We start from the raw sequence: 14,580 nt of genomic DNA, 5'->3' as shown, positions 1-14,580 counted from the left end.
GTGGTGAAAGATGCGCAATGAAAATAGGCTCATGCCTTATGATCCTTATGAAATGGAACAACAGGAATGGAAGAAGCAACAAGTAAAAGAGAGAGCGAAGCAATTACTAACAATTATTTCCCCCATATTCATCCTATTACTTTGGGAACTATTCTCTCAAACTGGAATACTGGATATTCGATTTTTTCCCCCGCCGTCTGCTATTATCTCTACCTTTTTCGAACTTGCTGCAAATGGACAGTTAATGACACATATTTCGGTTTCTCTCTATAGAATAGCTGCTGGCTTTTTATTGGGTGTAATTCCAGGAGTAATCATTGGTTTACTAATGGGATTATACGCACCAATCAGACATTTTATATCTCCGATTGTTATGGCATTTATGCCAATACCAACGCTAGCATTATTGCCTATTATTATTATCCTCTTCGGCATTGGGGATTTTTCAAAAGTCGTGACAATCGCAGGTAGCGTATTTTTCCCTGTCGTGATTAATACAGTTGCCGGTGTGATGAATATAGAAAGAGTGCATTTAGACGTTGCGAAAAATTATGGAGCTAGTTCAAAAGATTTTTTCTTTAAAATTGCATTTCCAGGTGCACTTCCTGTCATGCTTGAAGGCATACAGATGGGGCAGGCAATTGCACTTTTAACAATTGTTGCTGCGGAAATGATGGGAGCTACATCGGGAATTGGATATTTAATATGGACTTCTTACAAAGCTTTTATGTTAAAAGAAATGTTTGTAGGATTAGTACTTATTTCCTTTTTTGGCTTCCTTTTTTCTCTGTTCTTACGTGGGCTGCAAAAGAAAATCGTCCCATGGAGGTGAAAAAGTGAGTGAGTCTGTGAAAATTTCAATTGAGCACTTGACGAAAGTCTTTTATAAAAAACAAAACAGTGTGACGGCAATGAAAGATATTTCACTTCAAGTAAGAGAAGGGGAATTTGTTTGCATAGTTGGACCAAGTGGCTGTGGAAAAACAACATTACTACGAATATTAGCAGGGTTAGAGCAACCGAGTTCAGGAACCTTTCGAATTGAAGCGGATTCTGATGCTCGCCCGTTACAGTCAATGGTATTTCAAGAAAAAGGTGTTATCCCTTGGTTAACGGTCGAAGAAAATGTCGCGTTTGGACTTAATATGCGACATGTTCCGAAAGAAATAGTTCGAAAACAAACAGATTATTATTTGGAAAAAGTAGGATTAAATCATTTCTCTAAACTGTATCCAAAAGAGCTTTCTGGGGGAATGAAACAACGGATTAGCATTGCACGCGCATTTGCCAATGACCCAGAAATTTTACTCATGGATGAACCATTTGCTGCACTTGATGAGCAAAATAAATTCATATTGCAAGAAGAGTTACTTTCCATTTGGAATGAAACGAAAAAAACGGTTTTATTTATTACACATAGTATTGATGAGGCTTTATTGCTGAGCGATCGAATCGTTTTAATGAGTGCACATCCTGGAGAAATTATAAAAGAAATTATCGTACCTGTACCGAGGCCAAGAACGATGGAGCAGGTGCGAGCAAATGCTGAAATGGCGGAGCAATTCATCATTATTTGGAATCATTTGCAGCAAGAGGTGCAAAAATCAAGAAAATAGAGGAGGAAGTTTGTGAAAAAGGGTTTTCGTAAGAGCGGAATGATGATGTTTGCAGCGATTCTTCTTTTATTAGGTGCGTGTTCTTCGAAAGAAACGGTAAGCACGGGAAATAATGATGTGAGCAAGGATAATCCTTCTGGAGATTTAGCTCCACTTGATAAAAAAGTGAAAGTTATTATAGCAGAAGATGGTGCAGCTTCTGGAGCAGGGTTTTATATTGCAAAAGAAAAAGGGTATTTTGCGGACTACAATATTGAAGTGGAATTTGCACAATTTGCAAATAGTGATGAAATGCTACCTGCTCTTGCTTCCGGGGAAGTAGATATTGCAGGAGGAGTTTCCACTGCTTCTTTCTTTAATGCAATAGCACAAGGAATTGATGTGAAAATTATTGCGGATAAAGGGCATAATGTGCCTGGGAAGTCTTATTTCTCATTCGTTATTGGTAATCATATGAAAGATCAAATAAAAGAATACAAAGACTTTAAAGGGAAAAAAATTGCCGTTTCTTCTAAAAACTCAATCGATGAATATATTTATTTAGAAATGTTAAAGCATGCAGGATTGACGAATGATGATGTAGAGTTTGTATTGCTCGGAGATTTTGGAAGTATGCTTGGTGCAATTGAAAATGGTTCGATTGATGCTGCATTACAAATAGAGCCACTCATAGCACAAGGTATTGCAAATGGCTTCCATGAACGATTTGGAGATACGACGGATTATGCTCCAGAATCACAAATTGCAATGGTGCTTGGTTCTCCTCAGTTTATGAGTGAAGAAAAAGATGTTTCGTTACGATTTATGGCTGCGTATTTAAAAGGCGTACGTGACTACAATGATGCTTTTATTAAAGGGGAAGGAAAAGCAGAAATAATCGACATTATGACAAAGCATACAGCATCAAAAGATCCAGCACTATGGGAAAAGGTATTTGTAACAGGTTTAGACCCTGATGGGAAAATGTTTTTAGATGATGTGAAGAAGCAGTATGATGTATATAAAGAAAATGGAGCAATTAGTGGAGATGTAGACTTTGATAAAGCAGTAGATACATCTGTTACAGAAAAAGCAGTAGAGATTTTAGGAGCTTACGAAAGATAGGATTTGTATGCGAACAAGGTAGCGAGATGACCCCGATATGAACGGAGTCATCTTATTCCGTTTTCTAAAGAAATGTACTACAATGAGGGAATATTGATGGGTAAATGAGGTGCGTGAAATGGTAAGTATTTTAGTTGATGCGGATGGTTGTCCAGTGGTCGATTTGACTATTGCTGTAGCTAAAAAGTTTAAGTTAAAAGTGACGTTATTATGTGATACAGCACATTATATGCAACGTGACGGGGCGGAAACGATCATGGTTTCTAAAGGAGCAGATGCCGTCGACTTTGTATTAGTCAATAAGGTGAATAAAGGGGACATTGTCGTGACGCAGGATTATGGGCTTGCTGCGATGGTATTAGCTAAACAAGGCTTTGCAATCGATCAAAATGGTCGTTGGTATACATCTGATAATATTGACCAATTATTAAATAACCGCCACATCGCCAAGAAAATTAGACAAGCGGGAGGCCGTTTGAAAGGGCCTAAAAAACGTCAAAAAGAAGATGATGAAAAATTTGAAAAGAGTTTTACCAATTTATGTGAAGTTGTCTTAAGAAACTGATTGTTGCGAATTAGACCAATATAGTTAACATCCACCTTTATTTTTGGTATATTAAAAAATGGACTAAATTGAAAAAAGGTGGAGTAAAAAATGGAAACAAATGCATACAGAGTATTACTTTACTACAAATATGTCCCAATAGAAGATCCAGTAACATTTGCACAAGAACATCTTGCTGCTTGTAAAGAAATTGGATTAAAAGGGCGTATTTTAGTATCTGATGAAGGAATTAACGGCACATGTTCGGGAACAACGGAACAAACCGACGCATACATTGAAATGATGAAAGCAGACGACCGGTTTGCCGACATGGTGTATAAAATAGATGAAGCGGAAGGACACGCATTCAAGAAAATGCATGTTCGTCCAAAGCAAGAAATCGTTCATTTAGGATTGGCAGATGATATTAATCCGAATGAATTAACTGGAACGTATCTTTCTCCAAAAGAATTTTTTGAACAAATGCAAGCAGAGGATACGGTAGTAATTGATGCTCGTAATGACTATGAATTTGACTTAGGGCATTTCCGTGGAGCGATCCGTCCAGATATTCGCAACTTCCGTGATCTACCAGACTGGATGATTGAGAATAAAGAAATGTTTGATGGTAAAAAAGTTTTAACGTATTGCACAGGCGGAATTCGTTGTGAAAAATTCTCTGGCTGGTTAGTACGTGAAGGTTTTGAAGGAGTAGGTCAATTACATGGTGGTATTGCAACTTATGCGAAAGACCCAGAAGTGAAAGGTCAACTTTGGGATGGTCAAATGTATGTATTCGACGAGCGTATTGCTGTGCCGATTAACCAAGTAGAGCATGTAATTGTTGGGAAAGACCATTTTACTGGCGAGCCATGTGAGCGTTATGTAAACTGTGCGAATCCAGCATGTAACGATAAAATTTTATGTTCGGAAGAAAATGAACATAAATATTTACGTAGCTGTTCGGATGAATGCCGTGAGAATCCACGCAACCGTTATATTGTAGAGCATAATTTATCAGTGGAAGAAGTAGAAGCAAGATTAGCTGCTATTAAAGAAACTGTATAATATAAAAAAGGTTGTCTTCTAGGTCGTCTTTCTACTTAGAGACGGCCTTTTTCTTTTTTTTCGAGATTAATTGGAAAGTAAACTCATACAATGTCGGATAAAAAATTTCAATTAACCATATACTCGTATTATTGAAATGTCCATTTCAAAGAGTATCGGTTTAATTTAGAGGGAAAACAGCATGCGATATCGAATGTAAATATAGAGTTCGTTTTTAAAAATAGAATGGGGGAAACGTAAATGGCAATCGAAGTGAAGAAAATTTCAGATTTGAAAGAAGTCAACGTAACCAAACTTATTCAAGAAAGCGAAAAAGAAGGATATCGATTTGTATCGAGGCTTGCATCAGAATATGAAGATGGAACAAATCGTTTCAGTGAACAAGGTGAAGCACTTTATGGGGTGTGGGATGAGCAGGAGCTAGTTGCTATTGGCGGACTAAATAGGAATCTAAGTGCCGAAAATGATAATTCAGCTAGACTACATCGTTTTTACACATTACCAGAGTATCGTCGAAAGGGTGTCGGAAGCGAATTATGCAAAATGATTTTTGATGACGCTAAAGGACAGTTTAAAGAAATTACAACGAGAACAGAGTCTAGTAAAGCAGATGCTTTTTACAGAGCGAATGGATTTACATTTGATGAGCGCTCACCAGATACGACACATGTGATGAGCCTAGAATAGAAAGGGTTTTAAGAAATGAATATTCAACAACTAGGAGAGCAATTTCCTCTAATAGATAAAATACAAAAGACCGAAGAAGTAATTTGGTTTAATCCAAATAAAACAAATACAGCGGAAGCTTTAAAAAAGTTATCTGTTACAAGTGAAATGGTGCAGGATGCAAGTGACCGGCTAGATCGATTCGCAAGTTATTTGCAAGTTGCTTTTCCGGAAACAGCAGTGACAAATGGCATTATAGAGTCACCACTTATCGCTATTCCTTCTATGGAAGCCGCACTAAAAGAATTTCTTTCGGTCGACTTTGACGGAGAGCTTTTATTGAAATGTGATAATGCTTTGCCGATTTCTGGGTCTATTAAAGCAAGAGGCGGAATTTACGAAGTGTTAAAAATTGCGGAGACGCTTGCAATTCGTGGGGGGGTATTAACAGAAACAGCCGATTATGCGGTTCTTGCAACAGATGAAATGAAGCAGTTTTTCTCTGGCTATTCGATTGCAGTAGGGTCAACAGGAAACCTTGGACTGAGTATAGGAATAATGAGTGCGAAACTCGGTTTCCGAGTGACTGTACATATGTCGAGTGACGCGAAGCAATGGAAAAAAGATATGCTACGCGCAAAAGGCGTAGAGGTTATTGAATATGCATCGGACTACAGCATTGCTGTGGAAGAGGGCAGAAAACAGGCTGAAAAAGACCCGACATGCTTTTTTATCGATGATGAAAACTCCGTCGACCTATTCGTTGGATATGCAGTTGCAGCGAGTAGATTAAAAAAACAGCTAGAGCAGCTAGGGAAGACGGTTGATGAGCACAATCCATTATTCGTCTACTTACCTTGTGGAGTTGGCGGTGGCCCTGGCGGCGTTGCATTTGGTTTGAAATTATTATTTGGCGATCACGTCCATTGCTTTTTTGCTGAGCCGACGCACTCACCTTGTATGTTGCTTGGAATGATGACGGGACTACATGAAAAGATCGCAGTAAGTGATATCGGGCTAGATAATAAAACCGATGCTGACGGACTTGCAGTTGGCCGACCATCGGGATTTGTAGGGAAAACACTCGAACATTTAATAAGTGGAAGTTACACAATAAGTGATGAAACAATGTATAAGTTGCTGGCGATTTTAGCCGACACGGAAAAAATCCAGCTAGAACCTTCTGCACTTGCTGGAATGACTGGACCTATTCATCTTGCAAAGCACGAAGTTGGCTTAAAAAATGCCACGCATATCGTCTGGGCAACAGGTGGCGGCATGGTTCCGGATGAAGCGAAGGAAGAATACTATGAAAAAGGAAGACAGTCTCATAACTATTAGAGTCGTTTTCCAAGTTTCATCATTTCAACAAATGTATTCACTCTTTTTTAATAATAATTAACTTGAATAATAGTGTAATTTGGAAATATGGTGACTTGAAAAGTAGCATTAAATCAACTTTTTGAGTCACTCTTTAATTATTTTCACTTTTTAAAACTTTAATATTAAGTGGTTCAAATGTAATTTTATATTCTTTGTGTAATTTAAAGAGACCATATTTTTCGATGTAATAATCAATAACACTTTTCAAATATTCTGGAGTTATTTCGAGATTTGTACATACTTCTTCTAATGTGGTTTGTCCTTTTACATAGCAATCAATTAGCTGGTCTAACGAAACAATTTTCTCATATCCCCATCTTCGAGCAATTTTCTCTAGTTTAAGATTTCTCAAATCATTAAACTCTGTTATATCTCCATAGGTCGTTTCGTAATGTCCAAGCTCTTCAGCTAAAATACAATGCTTTTCATATTTGTTTTTGAATTTATCAATTTCAATCACGTTATCGTAATATAAACCAGGAAGCCCTTTAGGCAGTACTTTTTCAATTACTTTAACGTTTGGATACTCCAGTATCAGTCGATCATAACCCATCTAGACACCTCCAATTAACCGCGTTGGGATTTAATAAACTCAATATATTTCTTAATGTCTTCCATTTCTTCCTCTGTGACATCATCATCAATGTGGGCGGCAATGGTTTCAATTTTTTTAATTTCAAATGTTTTTTCAGAATTATCCTCACCTAAAAAGTACTGTCCTGAAACTTTAAAAAAGTCTGCAAGTAATCGAACAAACTCCAACTTAGGATCGGCCTCTCCATTTTCCCAACGGCTAATAGAGCTTTTACTAATTTTTCCACCGTATTTAGAATTTAAAGAATCAACCAATTGCTCAATAGTTAGTTTCCTGCTCAGTCTTAGTTCTTTTAATAGTTCGCCGAAATTATTCACTGGTATTATCTCCTTAGATTTTATCTATACCTCTTATATTATTATGGTATTTCCGTAAATGCAACTAATATATTAAATATGTTCCGTTTTCGGAATTTAGTTATTGACATAATATGTTGCACATATTATGCTAATGTTGTTCCATAAACGGAAAAATAGTTTTGGCTGTTGGTTGAAAAAGAAGTCTTGATAAGTGAGCTGATTTTATAATTCAGGACGCTGAGGAGTGGGGCGACTCTTGAGGGAAAGCGAGACAGTCCTATCCCTTGAAAATATTGGGCAAGATGTGAAAAAAATTGATTAAAAGAGTTTGATTTTTAACAACAAATTTTATGATGAACATAGTCTAAAGATTCGAGTTGGTGATAGAAAATTTATTTATCTAATTGTTCCGTTTGCGGAATTTAAACTTAGAGTACTAGGAGGGGATTTAAATGAGAATGAAAGAATTAAAAATAGATGCTCAGGGAATTCTAAGTATAAACACGCTGGATTTATCAATGCCAAGCGTTATTGTGCTTAGTAAAGGAAAAGCTAAAATTACAGAATTACCATTTTACTCTGATACAACAATTAAAACCCATCAAGGGAAAGTAACTAGAGTGAAATGGAATGAGGGAGAAGAGTTTTAATTACTTTTTTGTACTAAATATATAGTCCCACCAGTCATCTGGAGGACAATAAATGATTACAGCACAATGCTGAGTCATTTGTTGTCCTCTTTTTTATTTAAAGAAGTTATAAAAAATAAGCGAATGAGAGGTATTTAAAATGTTGAACTGGGCAGATAAATTAATTGAAGAGTATTCGTATCATAAAAAAGAATTGGAGCACTTAATAGAACGATTAGATCCAATGAATCCTAAAGACAATGCAGATCTCAAAATTATTAATAGTATGATTGAAGATATGTCCTATGCCCTTGAATGGATGAAGAAGGGGAGACGACCAGGAAATCTTCATGGTGTGGATAAAAGGTCTATTTACCAGCGACGTGCATTATTGGACATGGATTTATTTCCAACTATTGAATTGGAGACAAAGGAAAGTATTTTGAGTGAGGAACAAAAGCATCAAATAATAAATATATTAGTAGAGCTTTCCCATAGAGAAAGACAATGCTATTTAATGCATATGGCATATGGTATGAGTCTTTCAGAGATTGCAGAGGAATTAAATTTAAAGAAACGAACAGTACAACAATACATTGATCGTGCAAAGGATAAAATCAAAATGCTCGTTTCTTGACGTACACTTGACGTATTTACCCACCTAGTAGTGAAGAGTATATTCGCATAAGCATTGTTGAGATAAGAAATAGTCGATATATAAAACTTATGTATAGAGAGTACTTAATAATATTAGTTAAGTGCTTTTTATTATGCTTCTTTAAAAGTTAAAAGTTGAAGGGTGGTGTTAAATTGATAAATGATATTCAAAGTCTCTTAGTGCAGCAACTTAAAAACGTATTTGGTGTAGAAGTTCATGATGAGCATATACAACAAAATTTAATAGAGCCTTATTTTCTGGTTCTATTAACAAAAATAGATAGCATTAGAAAGTTAAATCGTCGGATAAAGGAGACAGCTTTTTTTAATGTTATTTACTATCCCAGAAACAAAACAGAGCCTCGAAAAGAATGCATTACAATCCAATCGAAATTGAGAAAAGAGTTTAAATACTTAGCAAACCAATATCAAATTAAAGCGGTTGAAAGCAATTTTCGAGACGATTCTTTGAGTATTTTAATTCAAATTGACTATTACATGTTAGAAGTGAATGAAGAAGAAAAAATGAAGGAATTAGGGGTGATTGTTCATGAGTAATAAAAAAAATAAGACTAGACAATTGTACGGAAAACAGGCGTATGTAAATGCTGCTGACAGTTCTAAAGAGCGATTAATCGTTCAAGCTTTATTAGAAGATGAAAAAAAGTATTCACCAGATGAAGTGAAGAAGCTAATTCAATCATGGAAGCAAAAGGAGGCTAAATAATGGCTGGAGGAACATGGGAAACTCAAAATAAAGTACGTCCGGGAGCATATGTTAACTTTGAAACGAATTCATTAAATGCAACTGGGTTAGATTCTAAAGGTTCGGTGGTTATTCCGATAGCATTAGATTGGGGAGAATCAGGTAAGTTCATCAAGGTTACTTCTAATAATGATTTTAAACAATTATTTGGAAAAACTTTATCAGAATTAACTCCATTAAGAGAAGCCTTTAAAGGCACGGGGCAAGTAATTGTATACAACTTAAACGGAACTGGAGAGAAGGCTACTGCAACAAGTGAGCCATTTATAGCAACTGCAAATTATGGTGGTTCAGATGGTAATAAGATTAGTGTGACGGTAGCAATTGGACTTTCTGGAAGCTCTACTGTAAAAACATTCTTCGATGGATCACAAGTTGATTCACAAATCGTCACTACAATTGATGAGCTTAAGTCAAATGCATTTGTTTCATTTAGTGGTGATTTACCAAGTGTAGACGTTACGCTAACCTTAGTAGGGGGTACAACTGTAACCGCTACAAATGAATCATATTCAAATTTCGCTGAAGGTTTGGACACACAAGATTTTAAAGTGTTAGCAGTAGGTACAGAGGATTCTTCGGTAAAACTGTTACTAACGTTGAAAGTAAAAGAATGGCGAGAGCAACAGGGGAAGAACGTAACTCTTGTAACGAATGATTATAATACTGCGGACTTCGAAGGGGTCGTTTCAGTTATAAATGGAGTTACTTTAACTGGAAATGAACAATTGACGGCAAAAGAATCTCTTTATTGGTATGCGGCAGCTTATGCAAATTCGATTACCAATTCATTGACATATACAGAGTATCCTGGAGCAATTGATTGTGAGAGAAAAATGCACGATGAAATCGTTCAGGCACTAAAGGATGGCCACATCATATATACGTTTAATAATGAGAGTGTTGTAGTGGAGCAAGACATTAATACTTTTCGATCATTTACAACGAAGAAAAACCAAGATTTCCGTAAAAATAAATTAGTAAGAATTATGGATATCATCCAAAATAATGTCCAGCATGTATTTACTAGCTATTTCATTGGAAAAGTGGACAACAATGTAGATGGCAGGAATATTTTTAAACAGCAAATCATTACAAATGTTTTAGATCCGTTGGAACAACGAGGCGCTCTGTCATACGATGTATCCGAATTGGATGTGAAACAGGGACAAGAGAAGGACTCGGTAGTAGCAATTCTTCCGGTAACTTTAGCAGATTCAATGGAAAAACTATACATGACAGTTAAGTGTAAATAAGAAGGGGGTTTTATAAATGGGACAAGTATTTCGTGATAATGATGCTATTAGTGGTAAAGAAGGGTCAGTTTTTGTAACGATTGGTACTCAAACATTAGAATTGGCAGAATTAATTAAAGTAAGTGCCAAAATGAAACTAATTAAGGCGGATGTAAAAACGATTGGTAAACGTGCTAAGGGGAAAAAGATTGTTGGTTGGGAAGGTGAGGGATCCATGTCCTTGCAGTACAATCGCCCTGAAATTCGATCAATGGTTGCGGAGTATGCTCGAACAGGCTTAATGCCTCCAATGGCAATACAAGTGACAAACGCTGATGTAACCTCTAGAGCCGGGAGACAAACCGTGCTGATTAAAGAAGTTCTTCCAGACGAAGTGTTACTTGCATCATTGGATGGTGATGCGGATGACGTACTAATCGATGAAGTTAACTTTACTTTTAGTGACTTTGATTTATTAGAGAAATTTACAGTTATTAACTAAAAAATAGAATGGAGTAGATAATACATGACTAGTAATTTTAAAGCTTTTTTAAAATCAGAAGTATCACCACTTGAAACGGTTGAGGTAAAACTCGACCGTTTTTCTGAACCTATTAAACTTCGACCTTTAAGTTCAGCGGAATCAGATCGTATTTCGGAACAAGCATTTGATAAGCTGCCTGGGAAGGGTGGGCAAATCACGCGCGTATTTAATAACGTGAAAAATCTAAGAGGAATGTGTGTACATTCTATTATCTATCCAGATTTAAATGACTCTGGTTTACAAGCTTCTTATGGGGTGACTGGTGCAATAGCGCTTTATGGTGAATTATTTTCGATGGGTGAATCACAAACTATTGCGGATAAGGTAGCAGAAATTAGTGGCATTACCGACATAAATGAGGATATTGAAGAAGCAAAAAACTAATTGCGGAGGGCGATGCTGAGGCAAATATTGCTCATTACGCCCTCCATCGTTTGAAAAAATTTCCGGGAGAGCTACTAAGCTTACCAAAAAAAGAATTCGCTTTTGTAGTTGCTTCTATTCTTCATCAAACAAATAAAGAAAAGAGAGAACAAGATGACATCGAGCGTAAGGCAGGGAGGTAGAAATAAATGACAAGTGAAGTAACGGTACGAACAACTATTGATCTAGTAGATAATATTTCTGGCCCGCTCGATCGCATCAATAAACGAATTGGCGCTACTATTCAAGCGCTAAATAAACTTTCAGGAGCGGCAAATAAATCTTTTGGAAGTATGCAAATAACTACTCAAAGGACAAGTACAGCATTATTATCGGCATCTACGGCAACTAAACGGCTTGCTTATAGTACAACCACTCTAACTTCTAGTGTAAGTCAAGTGAATTTATTAAGCCAAGCATTCAGAAATATAACACCGGCTGTTCAACAAAGTTTGAACGGAATTAATCGTATCAGCAACGCTCTAGGTAAACTCGTTTCAGTTCAGGATATTATGGATGGAGCAAAGGCATTCGTCACAAATGCGGACACATATGCTACAACGAGTGCAAGACTCGGCACTGTAAATGATGGCTCACAATCTGATAAAGAGCTAATGGATAAAGTATATAGCTCCGCACAGAGGTCGGGCAGTGGAATTGCTGATACAGCCAATAATGTAGCGAGTATAAATTCATTAGCTCCAGATGCTTTTAGTAGTAATGATGAAGCGATATATTTTACTGAACTGATGAGTAAGGCATTTACTGCTTCTGGAACATCCCCGGGGGATAGTCAAGCTGGCATGCAACAAATAATACAAGCAATGGGTTCAGGGCAATTACATGGCCCAACTTTTAGTAAAATTATGAATGAAGCTCCTTTATTAGCACAGGCCATTGCACAGGCAACGGGTAAAAGTACGAGTGATTTAAAAGATATGGCAGCGAATGGGCAAATCACGGCGGATGTTATAAAAAACTCTTTGTTTAGTGCTGCTGATGGTATCGAAGAGAAGTTTAATAAAATGCCTCGAACAGCAGGCCAAGCTTGGACTATGTTTAAAAATTTTGCTTTAGCATCCTTTGCACCATTGTTTCAGAGATTTAGCAGCTTTATGAATTCAGAGGCTTTTACTAATATTTCTGCCGTATTTATGTATATGGTAGGTATTTTCACTAGCGGTTTAAACGTTTTATTTGACGCATTTGAGTGGTTGTATGGTTTGATAAATTCTCTTGCTCCTATACTTTATCCAATTGCAGCAGTCATTGGAGTTATAGTATCAATATTATTAATTAAGTATGCAGTTATTGGAATGATTAGTGCTGCAACTATGGCATGGGCAGCGATTCAATGGGTGGTTTCTGCAGCTTATCTTTCAAATCCAATTGTATGGGTTTTACTAGCTATTGTCGCAGTTATTGTATTTGTGATTTATGCAATGATTGCGTGGCAAGATCAAACGGCTATTGTTGTAGGATTTATCGTCGGATTGTTTGCGGCATTCGGTGCTTATATATGGAACACTATTGCCTCTATTTGGAATGTTTTTGCGATGTTTGCGGAGTTTTTGATTAATTTATTTATTGATCCGACTTATGCGATGCAAAAGTTATTTTATGACATGGTGAAAATGGCGATAGATCAGTTAGCAGCTTTAGGAGGTTCATTTGATACAGTAGCAAATGTATTGGGGAAAGCATTTGTTGCCGGAGCTAATATTGCAATTGGGGCAGTAAACGGCTTAATCAAGGCACTCAATCTTATACCTGGTGTCGATCTCAAGGAAATAGGGAAGCTAAACATCGATACCGCTAACGTCGTATCAAACGGGTTAAAAAACTTGGCGACTAATTTAGAAGCCCCGACGAGCAGTAAAAACGTCGTTAGCCTTCAAAGAATGGAAATGGCAAATATGCCTGCAGCATTTAACGCTGGAAATGCTTTGGGCAAAGCAGCATCAAAGGCTGCTAGCGACAAACTTTCTAAGGGCTTTGATAAAGTGAAAGACAAATTCTCCCATGATGAAAGTAAGGAAAATCCATATGGTAAAGATGGCTATAATAAGGAAGGTCTGAATATAGATCCATCTACTACAGGACTTGGTGCTAATCCGGATGGGAAGTTAAAGGGTGGAAAACTTGATTCAGTTGGAAAAATAGATGGACAAGTCAACGTAGCGGATGAAAATATTAAGCTAATGAGAGAACTTGCGGAAATAAAGTCCATACAAAACTTTGTTACGCTAACTCCTACTGTTCAGATGACAGCGGGAGATATAAAGAATGGTATGGATTTAGAAGACGTTGTGAAAAGAGTAGAAAAGGCAATGGAAGAAGAAATAACACGTTCGGCAGAGGGGGTATTCCGATGACTAGTGGATTTTACTTAAGCGCCAATAATGATAAGGAAGGGTTTCGCTTACCGGTGAATCCTGAATCTATCAAAGAAACTGTTGCTGGGGATAGTCAGACGTATACAATTGCAAAGCTTGGACAAGTAAGCATTATAAAAAATATTCAGCTAGCGGAGTATACAATTGACTCCTTCTTTCCAATTCGAAATGCTTTTTACGTAGTTGCTCCTCTTTTTGAACCGTCCTACTATATCGGGAAAATAAAAGAGTGGCAAGTAAAGAAGGAGCCCATCCGTTTTATTTATACGGAGGGCTCTTTTGTTATTAATGAATTGGTTTCCATAGAAAACTTTGAATGTAGCGAAACTGCTGGAGATGAGGATGTATATTATACACTTTCTTTTAAAAAGTATGTCTCCTTTGAACCGAAGAAAATGGTTGTACAAAAAACCTCAGGAGCTTCTAAGGGAAAACAGCAGGTAGTAAAGAAGTCAGCTCCCCCACGTCAAAATAAAAAAGAAATGCCAAAGACTTACTCCATGATACAAGGAGATAGCTTATGGAAAATAGCACAGAAATTTTTAGGGAACGGGTCAAGATATACAGAAATCCAACAATTAAATGGAATAAAAGATAGTCAACTACGTAAATTACCGATTGGTCTAAAAATTAAATTACCACCGAAATGAGGTGA

General features: G+C 36.8%; 18 protein-coding genes. 16 read left to right on the top strand and 2 right to left on the bottom strand.

Annotation, left to right across the window (positions count from 1 at the left end; all coding sequences use genetic code 11):
• The first annotated feature begins 10 nt into the window (after positions 1-10).
• The 7 genes from RUH95_RS18200 (at position 11) to RUH95_RS18170 (ending at position 6,339) form a co-directional block, all read left to right on the top strand.
• Positions 11-832 carry an ABC transporter permease gene (locus RUH95_RS18200; protein ID WP_313894323.1) on the top strand — a complete coding sequence of 274 codons (822 nt, stop codon included), beginning with the start codon at positions 11-13 and terminating at the stop codon, positions 830-832.
• Positions 833-836: 4 nt separating this feature from the next.
• Positions 837-1,616 (top strand): ABC transporter ATP-binding protein, encoded by a 780-nt coding sequence (locus RUH95_RS18195; RefSeq protein WP_313894322.1) that lies wholly within the window; start codon positions 837-839, stop codon positions 1,614-1,616.
• Between the two features lie 39 nt (positions 1,617-1,655).
• Positions 1,656-2,720 (top strand): ABC transporter substrate-binding protein, encoded by a 1,065-nt coding sequence (locus RUH95_RS18190; RefSeq protein ID WP_313894345.1) that lies wholly within the window; start codon positions 1,656-1,658, stop codon positions 2,718-2,720.
• 118 nt (positions 2,721-2,838) lie between these two features.
• Positions 2,839-3,285 carry a YaiI/YqxD family protein gene (locus tag RUH95_RS18185; protein WP_313894321.1) on the top strand — a complete coding sequence of 149 codons (447 nt, stop codon included), beginning with the start codon at positions 2,839-2,841 and terminating at the stop codon, positions 3,283-3,285.
• A 90-nt stretch (positions 3,286-3,375) separates the two neighbouring features.
• On the top strand, positions 3,376-4,332 hold the full coding sequence (gene trhO, locus RUH95_RS18180) for an oxygen-dependent tRNA uridine(34) hydroxylase TrhO (RefSeq protein ID WP_313894320.1): 957 nt from the start codon (positions 3,376-3,378) through the stop codon (positions 4,330-4,332).
• A 240-nt stretch (positions 4,333-4,572) separates the two neighbouring features.
• On the top strand, positions 4,573-5,019 hold the full coding sequence (locus tag RUH95_RS18175; protein WP_313894319.1) for a GNAT family N-acetyltransferase: 447 nt from the start codon (positions 4,573-4,575) through the stop codon (positions 5,017-5,019).
• A gap of 15 nt (positions 5,020-5,034) precedes the next feature.
• Positions 5,035-6,339 (top strand): D-serine ammonia-lyase, encoded by a 1,305-nt coding sequence (locus RUH95_RS18170; protein ID WP_313894318.1) that lies wholly within the window; start codon positions 5,035-5,037, stop codon positions 6,337-6,339.
• A gap of 133 nt (positions 6,340-6,472) precedes the next feature.
• On the opposite strand, the gene RUH95_RS18165 is transcribed toward RUH95_RS18170, so the two are convergent.
• Entirely contained in the window at positions 6,473-6,934 is a 462-nt protein-coding gene (locus tag RUH95_RS18165) for an ImmA/IrrE family metallo-endopeptidase (RefSeq protein WP_313894317.1), read from the bottom strand.
• 14 nt (positions 6,935-6,948) lie between these two features.
• Positions 6,949-7,293 (bottom strand): helix-turn-helix domain-containing protein, encoded by a 345-nt coding sequence (locus RUH95_RS18160; RefSeq protein ID WP_313894316.1) that lies wholly within the window; start codon positions 7,291-7,293, stop codon positions 6,949-6,951.
• Between the two features lie 434 nt (positions 7,294-7,727).
• Between RUH95_RS18160 and RUH95_RS18155 the strand changes: the two genes are divergently transcribed.
• From RUH95_RS18155 to RUH95_RS18115, 9 genes are all read left to right on the top strand, one after another.
• A complete protein-coding gene (locus tag RUH95_RS18155) occupies positions 7,728-7,925 on the top strand; it encodes an XtrA/YqaO family protein (RefSeq protein ID WP_313894315.1) in 198 nt (65 codons plus the stop codon).
• Between the two features lie 139 nt (positions 7,926-8,064).
• On the top strand, positions 8,065-8,541 hold the full coding sequence (locus tag RUH95_RS18150) for a sigma-70 family RNA polymerase sigma factor (RefSeq protein ID WP_313894314.1): 477 nt from the start codon (positions 8,065-8,067) through the stop codon (positions 8,539-8,541).
• A 173-nt stretch (positions 8,542-8,714) separates the two neighbouring features.
• Positions 8,715-9,119, top strand: a complete 405-nt coding sequence (locus RUH95_RS18145; RefSeq protein WP_313894313.1) for a phage tail terminator family protein — start codon at positions 8,715-8,717, stop codon at positions 9,117-9,119.
• Positions 9,112-9,288, top strand: a complete 177-nt coding sequence (locus tag RUH95_RS18140) for a hypothetical protein (protein ID WP_313894312.1) — start codon at positions 9,112-9,114, stop codon at positions 9,286-9,288. Before RUH95_RS18145 ends, RUH95_RS18140 begins: the two co-directional genes overlap by 8 nt.
• Positions 9,288-10,583: a phage tail sheath subtilisin-like domain-containing protein gene (locus RUH95_RS18135; protein WP_313894311.1), complete on the top strand. Its 1,296-nt coding sequence runs from the start codon at positions 9,288-9,290 to the stop codon at positions 10,581-10,583. Before RUH95_RS18140 ends, RUH95_RS18135 begins: the two co-directional genes overlap by 1 nt.
• Before the next feature lie 16 nt (positions 10,584-10,599).
• Entirely contained in the window at positions 10,600-11,064 is a 465-nt protein-coding gene (locus RUH95_RS18130; RefSeq protein ID WP_313894310.1) for a phage tail tube protein, read from the top strand.
• Between the two features lie 24 nt (positions 11,065-11,088).
• On the top strand, positions 11,089-11,490 hold the full coding sequence (locus RUH95_RS18125; protein ID WP_313894309.1) for a phage tail assembly chaperone: 402 nt from the start codon (positions 11,089-11,091) through the stop codon (positions 11,488-11,490).
• Between the two features lie 188 nt (positions 11,491-11,678).
• The gene (locus tag RUH95_RS18120) at positions 11,679-13,904 is read left to right on the top strand and encodes a tape measure protein (RefSeq protein WP_313894308.1); all 2,226 of its coding nucleotides are present in this window, start codon (positions 11,679-11,681) and stop codon (positions 13,902-13,904) included.
• Positions 13,901-14,575 carry a LysM peptidoglycan-binding domain-containing protein gene (locus tag RUH95_RS18115; protein WP_313894307.1) on the top strand — a complete coding sequence of 225 codons (675 nt, stop codon included), beginning with the start codon at positions 13,901-13,903 and terminating at the stop codon, positions 14,573-14,575. The genes RUH95_RS18120 and RUH95_RS18115 overlap by 4 nt, the downstream gene beginning before the upstream one ends.
• Positions 14,576-14,580: the final 5 nt, after the last annotated feature.

The organism is Psychrobacillus sp. (assembly GCF_032154225.1).
GTDB lineage: Bacteria > Bacillota > Bacilli > Bacillales_A > Planococcaceae > Psychrobacillus.
Note: the sequence above shows the minus strand (reverse complement) of the source record. Positions and strands in the feature narration are given on the sequence as shown.

Coding starts and splice junctions, on each gene's coding strand:
- RUH95_RS18140 (WP_313894312.1), top strand. CDS start 9,112: ATGAGTAATAAAAAAAATAAGACTAGACAATTGTACGGAAAACAGGCG.
- RUH95_RS18130 (WP_313894310.1), top strand. CDS start 10,600: ATGGGACAAGTATTTCGTGATAATGATGCTATTAGTGGTAAAGAAGGG.
- RUH95_RS18120 (WP_313894308.1), top strand. CDS start 11,679: ATGACAAGTGAAGTAACGGTACGAACAACTATTGATCTAGTAGATAAT.
- RUH95_RS18125 (WP_313894309.1), top strand. CDS start 11,089: ATGACTAGTAATTTTAAAGCTTTTTTAAAATCAGAAGTATCACCACTT.
- RUH95_RS18150 (WP_313894314.1), top strand. CDS start 8,065: ATGTTGAACTGGGCAGATAAATTAATTGAAGAGTATTCGTATCATAAA.
- RUH95_RS18115 (WP_313894307.1), top strand. CDS start 13,901: ATGACTAGTGGATTTTACTTAAGCGCCAATAATGATAAGGAAGGGTTT.
- RUH95_RS18165 (WP_313894317.1), bottom strand. CDS start 6,934: ATGGGTTATGATCGACTGATACTGGAGTATCCAAACGTTAAAGTAATT.
- RUH95_RS18190 (WP_313894345.1), top strand. CDS start 1,656: ATGATGATGTTTGCAGCGATTCTTCTTTTATTAGGTGCGTGTTCTTCG.
- RUH95_RS18175 (WP_313894319.1), top strand. CDS start 4,573: ATGGCAATCGAAGTGAAGAAAATTTCAGATTTGAAAGAAGTCAACGTA.
- RUH95_RS18155 (WP_313894315.1), top strand. CDS start 7,728: ATGAGAATGAAAGAATTAAAAATAGATGCTCAGGGAATTCTAAGTATA.
- RUH95_RS18170 (WP_313894318.1), top strand. CDS start 5,035: ATGAATATTCAACAACTAGGAGAGCAATTTCCTCTAATAGATAAAATA.
- RUH95_RS18185 (WP_313894321.1), top strand. CDS start 2,839: ATGGTAAGTATTTTAGTTGATGCGGATGGTTGTCCAGTGGTCGATTTG.
- trhO (WP_313894320.1), top strand. CDS start 3,376: ATGGAAACAAATGCATACAGAGTATTACTTTACTACAAATATGTCCCA.
- RUH95_RS18200 (WP_313894323.1), top strand. CDS start 11: ATGCGCAATGAAAATAGGCTCATGCCTTATGATCCTTATGAAATGGAA.
- RUH95_RS18135 (WP_313894311.1), top strand. CDS start 9,288: ATGGCTGGAGGAACATGGGAAACTCAAAATAAAGTACGTCCGGGAGCA.